General features: G+C 31.3%; 12 protein-coding genes, 1 tRNA gene and 1 pseudogene. 7 read left to right on the forward strand and 7 right to left on the reverse strand.

Annotated elements, in window-relative coordinates:
- The first annotated feature begins 108 nt into the window (after nucleotides 1–108).
- The 7 genes from ACIQ0M_RS14110 to ACIQ0M_RS14140 all read left to right on the forward strand — a co-directional run bounded on the left by ACIQ0M_RS14110 (nucleotide 109) and on the right by ACIQ0M_RS14140 (nucleotide 6,346).
- On the forward strand, nucleotides 109–1,071 hold the full coding sequence (locus tag ACIQ0M_RS14110; protein WP_396153348.1) for a hypothetical protein: 963 nt from the start codon (nucleotides 109–111) through the stop codon (nucleotides 1,069–1,071).
- A 54-nt stretch (nucleotides 1,072–1,125) separates the two neighbouring features.
- Complete coding sequence (locus ACIQ0M_RS14115; RefSeq protein WP_396153351.1) at nucleotides 1,126–1,614, forward strand: hypothetical protein; 489 nt, start codon at nucleotides 1,126–1,128, stop codon at nucleotides 1,612–1,614.
- Nucleotides 1,615–1,618: 4 nt separating this feature from the next.
- Nucleotides 1,619–2,059 carry a multiprotein-bridging factor 1 family protein gene (locus ACIQ0M_RS14120; protein ID WP_396153353.1) on the forward strand — a complete coding sequence of 147 codons (441 nt, stop codon included), beginning with the start codon at nucleotides 1,619–1,621 and terminating at the stop codon, nucleotides 2,057–2,059.
- A gap of 2 nt (nucleotides 2,060–2,061) precedes the next feature.
- Nucleotides 2,062–2,478 (forward strand): hypothetical protein, encoded by a 417-nt coding sequence (locus tag ACIQ0M_RS14125; RefSeq protein ID WP_396153355.1) that lies wholly within the window; start codon nucleotides 2,062–2,064, stop codon nucleotides 2,476–2,478.
- Nucleotides 2,479–2,662: 184 nt separating this feature from the next.
- Nucleotides 2,663–3,643 (forward strand): hypothetical protein, encoded by a 981-nt coding sequence (locus ACIQ0M_RS14130; RefSeq protein ID WP_396153357.1) that lies wholly within the window; start codon nucleotides 2,663–2,665, stop codon nucleotides 3,641–3,643.
- Nucleotides 3,644–5,053: 1,410 nt separating this feature from the next.
- Nucleotides 5,054–5,476: a DUF6943 family protein gene (locus ACIQ0M_RS14135; protein WP_396153358.1), complete on the forward strand. Its 423-nt coding sequence runs from the start codon at nucleotides 5,054–5,056 to the stop codon at nucleotides 5,474–5,476.
- A 228-nt stretch (nucleotides 5,477–5,704) separates the two neighbouring features.
- Nucleotides 5,705–6,346, forward strand: coding sequence for a DUF6266 family protein (locus ACIQ0M_RS14140; protein ID WP_396153360.1), 642 nt, complete (start codon nucleotides 5,705–5,707; stop codon nucleotides 6,344–6,346).
- Between the two features lie 142 nt (nucleotides 6,347–6,488).
- On the opposite strand, the gene ACIQ0M_RS14145 is transcribed toward ACIQ0M_RS14140, so the two are convergent.
- From ACIQ0M_RS14145 to tpx, 7 genes and pseudogenes are all read right to left on the reverse strand, one after another.
- Nucleotides 6,489–6,573, reverse strand: a tRNA-Ser gene (locus tag ACIQ0M_RS14145).
- A gap of 168 nt (nucleotides 6,574–6,741) precedes the next feature.
- Nucleotides 6,742–7,872, reverse strand: a complete 1,131-nt coding sequence (gene ribB / locus ACIQ0M_RS14150) for a 3,4-dihydroxy-2-butanone-4-phosphate synthase (protein ID WP_396153362.1) — start codon at nucleotides 7,870–7,872, stop codon at nucleotides 6,742–6,744.
- Between the two features lie 582 nt (nucleotides 7,873–8,454).
- Nucleotides 8,455–9,894, reverse strand: a pseudogene (locus ACIQ0M_RS14155) (LptF/LptG family permease); the annotation flags it as partial.
- Between the two features lie 8 nt (nucleotides 9,895–9,902).
- On the reverse strand, nucleotides 9,903–10,544 hold the full coding sequence (locus ACIQ0M_RS14160) for an outer membrane lipoprotein carrier protein LolA (protein ID WP_396153364.1): 642 nt from the start codon (nucleotides 10,542–10,544) through the stop codon (nucleotides 9,903–9,905).
- Between the two features lies 1 nt (nucleotide 10,545).
- Nucleotides 10,546–12,999 (reverse strand): DNA translocase FtsK, encoded by a 2,454-nt coding sequence (locus ACIQ0M_RS14165; RefSeq protein WP_396153366.1) that lies wholly within the window; start codon nucleotides 12,997–12,999, stop codon nucleotides 10,546–10,548.
- 52 nt (nucleotides 13,000–13,051) lie between these two features.
- Complete coding sequence (locus ACIQ0M_RS14170) at nucleotides 13,052–13,429, reverse strand: diacylglycerol kinase (protein ID WP_396153369.1); 378 nt, start codon at nucleotides 13,427–13,429, stop codon at nucleotides 13,052–13,054.
- Nucleotides 13,430–13,435: 6 nt separating this feature from the next.
- Nucleotides 13,436–13,933, reverse strand: coding sequence for a thiol peroxidase (gene tpx, locus ACIQ0M_RS14175; protein ID WP_396153371.1), 498 nt, complete (start codon nucleotides 13,931–13,933; stop codon nucleotides 13,436–13,438).
- Nucleotides 13,934–14,238 lie beyond the last annotated feature (305 nt).

A 14,238-nucleotide genomic window follows, 5' to 3' on the forward strand; every position in this document is an offset into this window, starting at 1 on the left:
TTCGGTGGTCAATTTCAACCGGAAAGTGGTGGTCAATTTGACCCGAAATTAGGTGGTCATTTTGAATCGGAATCGATGGTCAATTTGCTCCGGAATTAGGTGGTCAATTTGACCGTTTTTTCCAATAAAAATATAAAAGGTAGTGTTTTAGTAGTTGGTTCATGCATATCTAATGGTAAAAATTTACTTTACTTAAGCAGAGCTTTGAGAAATTATGATGGTCTTAGAGTAGTATATTTTACTGGTATTACTAGAACAAATAATGAAAAATCTTTTAAATTTTTGAAATCTAATTTAAAACAAGGGACATTCGGTGCAGAATCAAGCACCTATGTAAATGTTGAAAATATTTATTGTCATAATAAATCTATTGAAACTACATGGTTGGTTGAATTGAATTTTTTAAATAAAATGATTAACTTTTTGAAGGATGGAAATACTAGTAAAGAATCTAATGATGCTGCAAACACATTTTTTAAAGAAAGAAAGAGTATGATTCTAAAATCTAGTAATATTTCTTCAAAAGGTTTATATAATAAAATATTTTATCCTGTCTCAAATGACTTAGCTAATGAATTAAGTATTAGAAAAAATTTTGCTTTTTGGAGTTTTAATGGATACATTGGGAATGTGTCTCAAGCAGATGTGTATTTTACAATATCAAATGTAATAAATAGCCTTAGAAATGTAGATAATATTGATAGAACTTTAAAACAATCTTCATTTGTTAGAAATCTTATCTCACCTTCTAATTTTAATAGATTCAATGACGGAATTATTCAATCATCTATATTAAGAAGTGCAAATGCTGATGAATTGAGTTATTCAATAGATTATGATATGTCATTAGAAATGACGAATATTTTAGAAACTCTTATAAAGTATCAAAAAGAAGAACAAGGCGAGGCATTATTAGAGTTTTTATATGCTATTGCGATTAGAAAACTTTCTTTAAAGGAAGAACATTTGCAACATATCTCAAGTCTTCTACTTATTGAATCGAATAATGTTATAGTAGATTCTTTTATAAATTATATAAGAGTAAACTTATTGAATATTAAATATTATTAAAATAATTTCACTTATAAGTGAAATTGTTTTACATTTGTACTCCTTTTCAATGTTATGGAATGTAAATTAGTAAAAATTGATGCTCTTAGCGGTAATGAAACTTCAGTATATACACTATATATTGAAGATGAAAAAAAAACATTATTTGATCTATTTTTACTAGAAAACAAAAATTCTCACATTGAAGAAGTAAATGATATTGTTAAGCGTATTCAAAGTATAGGAAATGTTGGAGCAAAAGAACATTTTTTTAAGATAAATGAAGGTAATCTTGGTGATGGGGTTTGTGCTTTGTATGATTCTCCTAATTCAAACTTAAGATTATATTGCATTAGATATGGCACACAAATTGTTTTATTGGGAAATGGAGGCTATAAACCAAAAACAATTAAATCTCTTCAAGAAGATGAAAAGCTAACAGAAGAAAATTATTTACTTAGAAAACTATCAAAAGAAATTACACAAAAACTTAAAGAAAAAGATATTACAATCATAAACGAAGGTAAAGACTTTGAAGGTGATTTAACTTTTGATTTATCATAAACACATGAAAACAACGAAAAAACAAGAAAACTACAAAAGCCAAATCTTAGAAGACATTTTATCTAATATTACTAAAGAAGAATTTGATGTAACAGAGGAAAAAATGAGATTAGCTATAAAAATTGCGGAAGCAATTAAAGCTAAGGGATTTGCAAAAAAATCTGATTTTGCAAAAAAAATTGGAAAACAAAATTCTGAAATCAGTAAATGGTTAAGTGGTACACATAATTTTACCACTGAAACACTTATTTTATTACAAAATGAGTTGGATATTAAAATAATAGATTCTACAGTTTCAAGCAATGTAGAATTAAAAAATATTCATATCGAAATTAAAGCTCAATCATTACCAATCCATAATAGAATTAATAAAATTATGGGGTTGTTTAATTATTATTCACCTAAACCGGATTATGTTCATTCATATTTATATTGTAATCAATAAGCATGGAAAATATTCAAGAAATAAGTTTTAGATTGAGAGATATTGAAATACTTCAAACTAACATTACATTAATTAATGAAATATTAAAACCTGATACAATTTTCAAATTTAATATTAATATTGAGCACCTTGTTAATGTCGTTGATGACATCATTGCGGTGAAACCTTTAGTTGAAATTTTTACAGAAGAAAGTGATGAAATTATAGCTAGTCTAACAGCTAGTTTTATTTTTGAATTTGAAAAACTTAAAGATTTTGTATCAGAAAATGAAATTAAACTTCCATCAGACATTATTATATCAATTAACTCAATATCAATATCAACTTTAAGAGGTATTATGTTTTCAACTTTTAAAGGCACTCAATTACACAATGCTATATTGCCTATAATAGATCCTAAATCATTTCGTACTAAATAAAGATTAAATATTAAACAAAGAATAAGTCTCCGAATTAAATTATTTGTTCGGAGATTTTTATTTTTACAATAAATCAACATAGTTTTCCAAAATTAAAAGTATAAATGGAAATAAGTTTTTTGGAAAATGGTATCTTCAACCTTATTTTGTGTAAATTAAAAACTTAATATATATTTCTAGAAAAATGATTGATAAATTATCAAAGATATTGAACATTAATGAGGTGCTTGTAAAAGATACAAAGCTAAAAATTGTATGGAATTGTGAATTTATAGAATTAATAAAAAATTCTGTTAATTGGAAATATCTATCCTCTAGTAAAAAGATAAATATTGATATTGTTGAACAGTTTTCAGACAATGTTGATTGGTTACTTTTATCTAAAAACCCTCATTTTGAGTGGAATAATTCTCTAATTAGAAAATTCCAAGATAAAATAGATTGGTACAATTTTTCATTTTATTTTAGACTTAAACCGCCTTACAGTGATGAAGTATGCTATTTACTTGAAGAGTTTATTGAAAAATTTGACTGGGATAGATTATGTTGCAATCAAAATATTAATTTTTATAGCATATTCCACTACCACAATTCAGAGATTCTAAAACGTTACAAACAAAAGTTTGATTGGAATATACTTAGCAAAAACAATTCGTTTCAGTGGAATAAATATCTATTAGAAGAAAACAAGGAGAATATTGATTGGGATAGTATTGTTTTTAATAAAAGCTTTTACAAAAATAAGGAATTTATTACTTTGTATCACAACAAGTTAAATTGGTCAGGTTACTATAAAAAATTTCAACATACACATACATATTATCCTGCAAATATTTCAACTGTTAATAAAATTGATATACCATTAGAGGTATTAAAATGTCATTATAAAGGTTGGTCTAAAACATTATCTTTTGATCCCTGGGCTGAAAAAGAAAGTGGTCAATCTGAATGGACGAACTACAGTACTAATAATCGATATATAAGTGTAGAAATAATGAAAGAATTTGATGAGTTCTTATGTTTTTATAGTATTTTTAATAATAAAAAATTTCATTGGACAAAAGAAAAAATTGACTATTGTAAAAATAAAGATGGTTTTACAAAAGTATTTCACAATGAATTTTGTAAAAACTATTTATTAGAGGAAATTTTAAGAAAAATCTAGAAATTTGAGTAAATAAGATCTTATTAAAATTTTTACTTTTATAAAATCAACTAAAAGAACAAAAAAACTCTTCTCTGCCAGGTTTAAAGTTTTAGTCCTCCGTTCACCACCGCTTCCCCTCGCATAAAAGTTTTTGTATGCCAGACGTTCATGCCTCCGATACAAAATGGTAATAGGCAACAAAAACTTTTCCCAAAGCTTCTTTACATAATGTGGCATTATGTGGCAATAGAGAAGTTTATTCCTCCGAAACAAGAGTTAGCATTGCCCCATAATAACATTATGTAAAAAAGCCGCACGGCCAACGCTCGAAAGCCCCGCTCCAGCCACACATTTTTTTCGCTTTCCTCGCACCACCCAGCTTCAAAAAACACGTGGCTTCGCGGGTCTTACTTTGTGTTTTCATAAGAAGTTTTGTCCTTTGCTTAAAAGCCTTTCTTCGAATCACGTTTTACCTATTGTTTTTATCAGCAAACCGCTTAAATCGGTAGTATTTGCATTATATTTTGAAGTTGCTATCCATCTTCAAATCACATTTTTTAGTATCATTTTTTTCTAAACACTTTTAGGCAACCTCAAAATATAAAATCATCCGCAAGAGTATAGTTTTTATTTGCTCAAAGAAGTAGTGGTAATTGCTTTTAGTCTTGCCGATGCCACACTGCTTTTTTGAACTATTAAACCTTAAACGTTCAACTCTTAAAACCCTTACATGGCATCAGCAATCCTCAAAAGCAATCCGAAGGTTAGTGCTAAGCAAATAAAAACTATACACTTGCTCAACCTCCGTAACAAATTCTTCCTAAACACTTAAAAAAGCGGTAGTATTTGCATTGTTTTTTGAAGGTGCCAACCATCTCCGTATCAAATCTTTCTAACTTTTGTTTTCAATTCACTTTCAGGCACCCTCAAAAATCAAACAGTGCAGTAAGAGTTTCAAATTTCGTGTTCGGATAAAAAGCGATGTTATTGTTTTTTGGTTTTTTCATCCGCCCCCAAAATTTTAAACCCTTACAAGACGACCCCAACTCCGAACGAGAGAAAAAACTGCTTCGAAAGAAATTCTGCTACTAAGAAACAATTCGGTTTACAGAAGAGAGTTCTACTCCGAAACAAAAAAAATAAAATAAAAAAAAAAGAGAGCAAAGTTAAGTTCCGGGTTTACAAAAAAGCAAGTTCAAGCCCTGCGGGTTTTTTAAAAAATCTCCACCACCCATACATCTCCGAATGACGATTTATCTAATTATCTTTTTCATAAGACGTGTCGGGGTGGTAGTATTTTTTAAAAAAAACTTGCTTTTTTGAAACCCTCCACTTGACGAGAGTGCTTTCTTTTTTTTTCTTTTTTTTCTTTTGAAAAAATTTTATGGGAAAAGTGTGTCTAGTCAGTAATTCTTTAAACGCCACGTTATGATAAATTTTAAATTGAAACATCACCGAACTGGGGAAACCTACTCAAACCCTCATTTTTTCATTCTCAATAAGGGAATGAATACAGGTAAACTTTTAGAAGTTCCATGCCCGAATTGCTTTGTAATTTCGTTCTATTGCTCCGAAGATTGCGAACACATGAAAGCCATCGTTTCATCACTTTGGAGGATAAAATTTTGGCATCAATTTCTAATCGGTTCCGTTATTCCTTATATCCGAATCCATGATTTTTCTAAAAACCTGATGTTAAAATCAAATGAAATGATGCAAGATTTTGAGCAGCACAAAAAAGATGTTGCCACACTCAAACTTTTAGAGCAAAAAGAAGACCAATTTCACAAAAACATTAACCTAATAAATGACCTTAGAAGAGTCATTTTGTATCGATACTGCAAACGATAAACAGAAGAAGCCGAGTTATTGACTCGGTTTTTTTATTTTATATAGTATTTCTATTTTGATTTTGATATGCATTGAAATCATTTAATAACAATTAAAAATAATAAACGGCATTACATATGATAATAAAGAAAAAACCAAAGTATATTTTAATTTTGCTTTAAGAAATTACAAATCAATACCAAAGCCGTACCAAGTCCACAAAATTGTAATTTTAAAAGTGTATATATTATGGGTAAAATTGGTAAAGGTATTCTAGGAGGAGTATCAGGTAAGGTAGCCAACGTAGTTGGTGCAAATTGGAAAGGGATTGACTACATTAGAGCAAAGCCTCTAAGTGTTAGAAACCCAAGAACAGATTTACAAGTAAATCAAAGAACTAAATTCGCTTTGGCTTTAAGATTTCTTCAACCAAATTTAAATTTCATTAAAGTTGGTTACAAAAACTTTTCTGTTAAAAAATCACAGTTCAACAGTGCAATGTCATACATTTTGAATAATGCTATTTCAGGCACCTATCCGAACTATTTAATTGATTACTCTTTGGCTTTGTTGAGTAGAGGTAGTCTTTCAGGAGCTTTAAACCCTGTATTTGATTTATCTACTGCCGGACAAGTTGAATTTAGTTGGGATGATAACTCCGGTGAGGGTAGTGCATTAGCAACTGACAAAGTAATGGCAGTAGTTTACAACCCTTTAAAAGGTGAAAGTGTATTTATTACCGGCGGTGCTTTAAGAAGCGATTTAAACCAAGTAATACAAATACCAAATAGCTACTCAGGTGATGAGTTAGAAATGTTCATCGGGTTTATTAATGATGCGGGAACACAACTTTCAAATAGTGCATATATTGGCTCAGGTACGGCTCTATAAATTTAATGCACTATTTTAAGAACCACCTTTTAGGTGGTTTTTTTTATATCTAAAAAGTATTAATTGTGGGGATAATGTGGGGATAATTAGGGAATAAAAAACCCTAACTAATTGATTTTCAATCGTTAGGGTTTTAATTCTGCGGAGAAAGAGGGATTCGAACCCCCGGACCTGTTACAGTCAACAGTTTTCAAGACTGCCGCAATCGACCACTCTGCCATTTCTCCAATAAATCACAACCATTTTCTGATTGCGAGTGCAAATATAGAACGATTTTTGGTTTAAACAAACCTTTTTTTATTAAAAAACTTTACTATTTAAAAAGTATGAACTAAACGTTTCATTTTCTACGATTTAGAAGAATAGAAAATTTTTAAAGGCACTAAAATAGTGGATTAATACTTCACATATTCCATAATTTCGAGTCCATAACCAATCATACCCACTCGTTTGGTTTGCTCGGAATTAGAGAGTAATCTGATTTTTGAAATATCCAAATCATGAAGAATTTGTGCTCCAATACCAAAGTCCTTTGCGTCCATTTTAATCGGAGGAGCTTTCATTTGTCCTTCTTCTTGTAATACTTTTAATTCGCCAATGCGGTTAAGTAATTCAATCGAAGGTATTTCCTGATTGATAAAAATGATGGCACCCTTTCCTTCTTCATTGATGCGATTGAACATATTTTCCAAACGCTTCTCCGAATTATTGGTGAGAGTCTCTAAAATATCATTGTTCACTTGTTTTGAATTAATACGAGTTAGAACAGCATCTCCATTATTCCAACTTCCTTTTGTTAAAGCCAAATGCACTTGTTTATTAGTTGTTTGCAAATAAGCTCTCATGCGAAATGCTCCAAAACGGGTGTTGATTTCAAAATCTTCTTTTTTCTGAATCAAACTGTCATGTTGCATTCGGTAAGCCACTAAATCTTCAATTGATACTAATTTGAGATTAAATTTTTTGGCTACTTCTACCAATTCCGGTAAACGTGACATAGAACCGTCTTCATTCATAATTTCACAAATAACTCCGGCAGGTGTAAAACCGGCGAGTCTAGCAAAATCAATTGCCGCTTCAGTATGTCCGGTTCTGCGTAAAACACCACCTTGCTTTGCAATAAGGGGAAAAATGTGTCCGGGTCTAGCTAAATCAAAAGGTTTTGTGTTTTCATCAACCAATGCCAAAATTGTTTTAGCACGATCGGCTGCTGAAATTCCAGTGGTTACACCATGACCTTTTAAATCAACCGAAACGGTGAATGCAGTTTCCATGTGATCGGTGTTATTGCTCACCATCGTTCGGAGTTCTAATTCTTGGCAACGTCTTTCAGTAAGAGGAGCACAAATGAGTCCACGACCGTGAGTAGCCATAAAATTGATCATTTCAGGAGTTACTTTTTCGGCGGCAGCCAAAAAATCGCCTTCATTTTCTCTATCTTCATCATCCACCACAATGATAACTTTTCCTTGTCGGATGTCTTCTATAGCTTCTTCAATTGTGTTTAGTTGTATTTTTTTTGGCATTTCAATTTTGTTTTACTTTTTATTGAATTCTTCCAGCGTTTCTTTTAATTGTTTTCTATTGAAAAAATATATTAAAACAAAAAAAGGAAATCCAAGTATAATTGCTAAATATATGTTGACAAATCCTTGTCTGTTTGTTAGTTTAGATATTTCAGATAAAGTCTGCCCTGATTTATATATATAAACATACATAAGAATAGAATTTAATAAACCCAATATTATTAGTACAATATTCATTGAATTTGAAACAACCGAGAATACAGTCGAAAATACAAATAACAATAAAGCAATTTTACTTTGCTTTTTGTAAGTACTTACACAATGAGTTAATTTTAAGTATTCACTATTGTATAAGTTATTGCTATACAACAATTCTTTTTGAGTAATTCCTCTTGATTCAAGGATTTTTAACAACTTTAGTCGTTGAAGTGCTGTGTAACCAAATTGATCTGAATTTTTAACAATGCCAATAAGAATAGAGTCAGACATTTTATTGAATTTTAAAAATTCATCTTCCTTGTGATCTATATTTATTTTATCTAAATCAATTATTTCTTTTTTAAAATCTATTGGTTGAGTATTCTTTTTAAATAATTTAAAGAAAGGTTGCAAAATTACATCCATATTAACCAATCCTATGTCGTTTGTGGCTCTGTAAGTCAACAAGATTGCAAACGGAGTAAGTAAAATGGATGACATCCAAGCACCAAGAAAAGGAGTAATTCCGTCTTCTTGGGCTAATTTTTTACCAAATACGTTAATAAAATGGTAGACAATAAAAATAACCATTGCAAACACAATCGGTAATCCCAAACCTCCTTTTCGAATGATGGCACCAATTGGAGCACCAATAAAAAACATTAGTAAACACGCATAGGCAATGACAAATTTGTCATACAATGCTAACCAATGATTATTGATATTTTTAATCTTCCCTTCCAATTCATATTTTGAGCCTTCTATGGAAAACTTTGTATTGGAGGCATTTGCTTTTGCGATATCGTAAACATTTTTTATCTGATGTGGTTGAACAAGGCTGATTAAATCCTTGATAGTATCTTTCTGTATTGCCTTTTCTTTTGTAATAGTGTCCTTCTGAACATTTTTTTCTTGTTTTGAATAAAAAGCAACATAACGTTGTTTCATGTTTTCAGTATAAGAAACAACGTCTTTTTTATGATTATTTTCCAATGAATCAAGGGTGTATCTCAATTCATTAACATTTAACATGTTATTGGTGTTCGCAATTTGGTCTGCATCCATGTCTGTTTTTTGCAAAGGAGCCAAATCAAAATTGATGATGTATTTTTTAAATGCACTTTTTGCAAAGGGAACTTTATTTTTCTCTTCAAAATTTTTAACCGGAACATCTTCATAATAATTTCCGTCAAATAAAATCAATTGGAGAAAATTGGAGTTTTCATTACTGATTAATTCTCCTCGCTTGGCTTTGATTACAACGGTTGTTCCAACGCCAAGATTTGAAAGTTTGTGAATCGTGACATCGCGTAATAAATTATCATTATCACCATATTTTTCAGCTACTTTAATGGTATAGTTTCCCACATTACTAAATTGACCTTCAGCAATTGCCATTGAAGGTTTTTGTTGCACAATACTTTTACGAAGATTAATGAACTTATATTCTGCTTGAGGGATGATGTTATTGGCAAATAAAAAAGCAACAAAACTTAATCCTAAAATAAAAATGGCTAATGAGTGCATCGCACGTCTTAATGAAATACCGGACGATTTCATTGCGGCAAACTCATAATTTTCAGCAAAATTACCAAAAGTCATAATAGAGGCCAGTAACACAGAAAGCGGTAAAACCAAAGGTACAACTTTGGGAGAATAAAAAGCTAAAAACTTAATAATTAAATAGGAGTCTAGATCTTTTCCTGCTAAATCGGCGATAAAAAGCCATATTCCCTGAAGAATAAAGATAAAAAAGAGGATAACAAATACCGTAGCAAATGTACTCAAAAATGAAGTCAGGATATAGCGATCAAGAATTTTCACCGTAAAAATTAGTCTATTCTATTGATGTAGTAATTTTTAAATTTACTCTCGTCAAAGGTAAACTGATTTTTTGATAATGGCTGATTGGTTTTGAAAGAATTAACAGTGAGCGTTGTTTTGGTACCTTTTTTACCCACTTCAATCAAATTATAAATGTGTTTGGTCTGCACATCAATTCCCAAAAGAATCTCTTTGCGTTGATCTTTTGAACTAATCGGAACTAATTTTATATACTGAATTTTTCTTCCTTTAACATCTTGTGGAGCATCCCAATAATATTTATATCCTTGGTTAAAGAAAGTGAGCATTTTAGAAGGTGTAATAGCATTTTCATCCTTTTCATCTACTTTAGAAATGGTTACTTCCTCATCTTCAGGAACAATTGTATAAGTTTTTTTACCGTCGAAAATTTTGGTAGTTCCCATGAAATTGAGGTAGTACTGATTTCCTTTTAAAATCACACTTCCTTTACTGTCTTGATTTATATTTTCTTTAGTATTTTGAAGACTGTATTTAAAATCGATGGAAATGTTTTCGTAGCTTTTTACTTTGGCAGTTACTTCATCCAATAAATCTTTTGCTTTTTTATCTTGTGCCTGAGCATGGAATACAGATAAAAATAGAATTGAAATCCAGATAAATTTTTTCATTTTAAGCATTGTTTTGTTCGTTGTTAAAAAATTCGTTTAACGAATTCAAGTCGGGAATATTTACTGATCGAGCTTTACTTCCCTCAAAAGGCCCCACAATTCCGGCAGCTTCCAATTGATCAATCAATCGACCGGCACGGTTGTAGCCTAATTTTAATTTGCGTTGCAACAGTGATGCAGAACCTTGTTGTGCAGTTACAATCACTTCAGCAGCTTCCCTAAACATTGAATCACGTTCGGAGATATCTATATCAAGCACTGTGCCATTTTCTTCTCCAATATATTCCGGTAGAAGATAAGCATTCGGATAAGCTTTTTGAGAACCTATAAACTCAGTGATACGTTCCACTTCTGGAGTATCTACAAAAGCACATTGTACACGTACTAAATCGTTACCATTGGTATATAGCATATCACCACGACCTATCAACTGATCGGCTCCTTGTGTGTCTAAAATTGTGCGTGAATCAATTTTAGATGTTACTCTAAAAGCAATTCTAGCCGGGAAGTTCGCTTTAATCAAACCGGTAATTACATTCACCGAAGGTCGTTGTGTTGCAATAATCAAATGAATTCCAATCGCACGAGCCAATTGAGCTAAACGAGCAATTGGGGTTTCTACTTCTTTTCCGGCGGTCATAATCAAATCGGCAAACTCATCTACAACCAAGACGATATAAGGTAAAAAACGATGACCATCATTGGGATTTAATTTTCTGGATTTGAATTTTTCGTTATATTCTTTGATATTACGCACCATGGCATCTTTTAACAAAGTATAACGGTTGTCCATTTCAATACAAAGTGAATTCAACGTGTTAATTACTTTATTGTTATCAGTAATAATAGCATCTTCAGTATCCGGTAATTTAGCCAAATAATGACGTTCAATTTTATTGAAAAGTGTAAGCTCAACTTTTTTAGGATCCACCAACACAAATTTTACTTCTGCCGGATGTTTTTTGTATAATAAGGAAGTGAGCACCGCATTCAATCCCACCGATTTACCTTGACCGGTAGCTCCAGCCATCAATAAGTGAGGCATCTTTGCTAAATCCACTACAAACGTTTCATTAGAAATAGTTTTTCCTAATGCAATCGGCAATTCCATTTCTGCTTCTTGAAAACGTGTTGAACCGATAACCGATTTCATTGGAACCATAGTAGGATTTTTGTTTGGTACTTCAATCCCAATCGTACCTTTTCCGGGAATAGGAGCAATGATTCGAATTCCAAGTGCAGAAAGTGATAAGGCAATATCGTCCTCTAAACTTTTAATTTTTGAAATACGAATACCTGCTTCGGGGACAATTTCATATAAAGTAACTGATGGTCCAACCGTAGCTTTGATTTGAGCGATGTCGATTTTATAGTTACGAAGCGTTTCAAGGATACGGTTTTTATTTTCTTCTAACTCTTCTTGATTGATAGTGATGCTACTAGCTCCATAATCTTTCAGTAAATCTAAGGTTGGAAATTTGTACTTAGACAATTCTAAGGTAGGATCAAATTCGCCAAAATCAGCCACTAATCGTTCGGCTAAATTTTCTCCAATTTGCTCTTCTTCAAGAGCTTTTTCAATTACAAACTGCTCATCATCGGTGTGAATGATTTCCGGTTCTCTTGAAACAGGTTGCGGATTAGGTTCAAATACTTTGACCTTTGGTTCTAAATTAATTTCTGAAGCATTTTCAATCGTAGGCTTGAGTGAATCTTTATTTATTTCAAAAGTTGAAATCGGTTTTTTGATCGAAATTACACCTTGCTCAAGTTCTTCTTCAGTATTTTTACTTTCAATAGGTTGGTCAAATGGACTGATAGCAGCAGCTTCTTCTAAATCTTCTTTGATCTCTTTTTTCTTTCTTTCAAATAATTTTTGAAAGGTTTCCGGTGATACATTTACTTTAAAAATCAAATAAATTAGAAAACTGAAAACCAGAACCAAAAGTGTTCCCGGTTTTCCCATAAAATCTTGGATGTAGGAATTCATTTCAAAACCAACAATTCCGCCTAACTCCGGAATATAATCGGAAAAGAATCCAAACATTAAGGAGAAATTTACCATCGCAAATAAATCCCAAAACCACAAATTCTTTAATTTTTTTAGTGGAAGACTCAGAATCATGTAGATTCCCGACATAAAAAAGAGTCGAACAAGAAGGAAGGAGGCAATTCCAAAACCTTTATATAAAAATAAGTCGGCTAAATAGGCCCCCACTTTTCCTAACCAATTCTTTACATCTACGGAACGGTTGCTAATACTGCCAACGGCACTTTGATCTTCTTGCCAATGAATAAAAAAGGAAACCATGGAGAGAAACAAAGCCACTGAAAAAAGCACCAAAAAACAGCCAAACAAAAAACGATGTTGTTTGGTGAATTTGAATGATTTTTTTGATTCAGATTTTGTTTCTGCTTCTTTTTTGGCAGAACCTGTCGAAGATGTTTTAGCCATTAACTCCGTTATAATTTGTTGTAAAAGTAACTATTTTTAAATTATTTTCATTTTAATTTATAAAGTAAGGAACATAAATTATCATTCCTACCGCTATCGTCGTTAAAGCAGCAAAAAAGACAGCACCTGCGGCAATATCTTTGATAAAACCTATTTTTTTGTGATAATCAGGATGAACAAAATCAGCAACTTTTTCAACGGCTGTATTTAATCCTTCAATGGATAACACCAAACCGATGCAAAGCGTTTGAATTAACCATTCGTTTTTAGAAATATCAAAATAAAATCCTGCAACCGTAACAAGAATTCCCAAAGAAAACTGTATCATCACACTGTGTTCAGTGGATAAAAGTTTATAAGCACCCTTAAAAGCATAAACTACACTCTTTAAACGTCCTTTTATAAAACTACTGTCTTTTTGGAATTCCATGATGAATTATAAAACGGCCAAAGCCATTTCATAATTTGGCTCTTGGGCTATTTCAGGAACTTGCTCTGCGTGGGTTATAACGCCATTTTCATCTACTACAATGACAACTCTTGAATGAAGTCCTGCTAATGGTCCGTCCGTGATAGTTAAACCATAATTTTCTCCAAAACTTCCGTTTTTAAAATCGGATAAATTTTCAACGTTCTCAATGCCTTCCGCACCGCAAAAACGTTTTTGAGCAAAAGGTAAATCACGTGAAATACACAACACTTTCGTGTTATCCAAGGTTGATGCTTTCTGATTGAATGTTCTAACTGAAGTGGCACAAACACCGGTATCGATGCTTGGGAAGATATTTAAAACTAATCTGCTACCGGCAAAATCAGCTAAAGAAGCAAGTGATAAATCGGTTTTTACTAATTGAAAATCAGGTGCTTTTGAACCAACTTTTGGTAATTCACCATTGGTATGAATAGGATTTCCTCCTAATGTTATTGTTGCCATTTTTTTAAATTTTTAAAGATTTCAAAAATAGGAATTATTTAGTTAGAATTGTTTACAAAAACTAAAAAAATACAACCTGCAAAGAGTGTTTCTAAAAAGGTATTCTAAGGATATAAATACACAATTTTATATACATTTTTGAAGCAAACTATTTTTCTACAAAAAAATATTTTAATAAACCCGTTGGGTGTAATTATTTTAAGAAAATAAAAGGATTAGATATTGTCCAAGATACTGAAATTCAGTATCTTGGTGTCGCCAAACAAAACAATATCTATGACAAATATAGTTAAAAATTATTTTAA

The sequence above is a fragment of the Flavobacterium sp. genome, from assembly GCF_044339515.1.
Taxonomy (GTDB): Bacteria; Bacteroidota; Bacteroidia; order Flavobacteriales; family Flavobacteriaceae; genus Flavobacterium.

Bases quoted from the DNA above. Each gene is read 5' to 3' on its own strand.
- ACIQ0M_RS14140 (WP_396153360.1), top strand. From the start codon at position 5,705: ATGGGTAAAATTGGTAAAGGTATTCTAGGAGGAGTATCAGGTAAGGTA.
- tpx (WP_396153371.1), bottom strand. From the start codon at position 13,933: ATGGCAACAATAACATTAGGAGGAAATCCTATTCATACCAATGGTGAA.
- ACIQ0M_RS14170 (WP_396153369.1), bottom strand. From the start codon at position 13,429: ATGGAATTCCAAAAAGACAGTAGTTTTATAAAAGGACGTTTAAAGAGT.
- ribB (WP_396153362.1), bottom strand. From the start codon at position 7,872: ATGCCAAAAAAAATACAACTAAACACAATTGAAGAAGCTATAGAAGAC.
- ACIQ0M_RS14135 (WP_396153358.1), top strand. From the start codon at position 5,054: ATGATAAATTTTAAATTGAAACATCACCGAACTGGGGAAACCTACTCA.
- ACIQ0M_RS14115 (WP_396153351.1), top strand. From the start codon at position 1,126: ATGGAATGTAAATTAGTAAAAATTGATGCTCTTAGCGGTAATGAAACT.
- ACIQ0M_RS14125 (WP_396153355.1), top strand. From the start codon at position 2,062: ATGGAAAATATTCAAGAAATAAGTTTTAGATTGAGAGATATTGAAATA.
- ACIQ0M_RS14165 (WP_396153366.1), bottom strand. From the start codon at position 12,999: ATGGCTAAAACATCTTCGACAGGTTCTGCCAAAAAAGAAGCAGAAACA.
- ACIQ0M_RS14120 (WP_396153353.1), top strand. From the start codon at position 1,619: ATGAAAACAACGAAAAAACAAGAAAACTACAAAAGCCAAATCTTAGAA.
- ACIQ0M_RS14160 (WP_396153364.1), bottom strand. From the start codon at position 10,544: ATGAAAAAATTTATCTGGATTTCAATTCTATTTTTATCTGTATTCCAT.
- ACIQ0M_RS14130 (WP_396153357.1), top strand. From the start codon at position 2,663: ATGATTGATAAATTATCAAAGATATTGAACATTAATGAGGTGCTTGTA.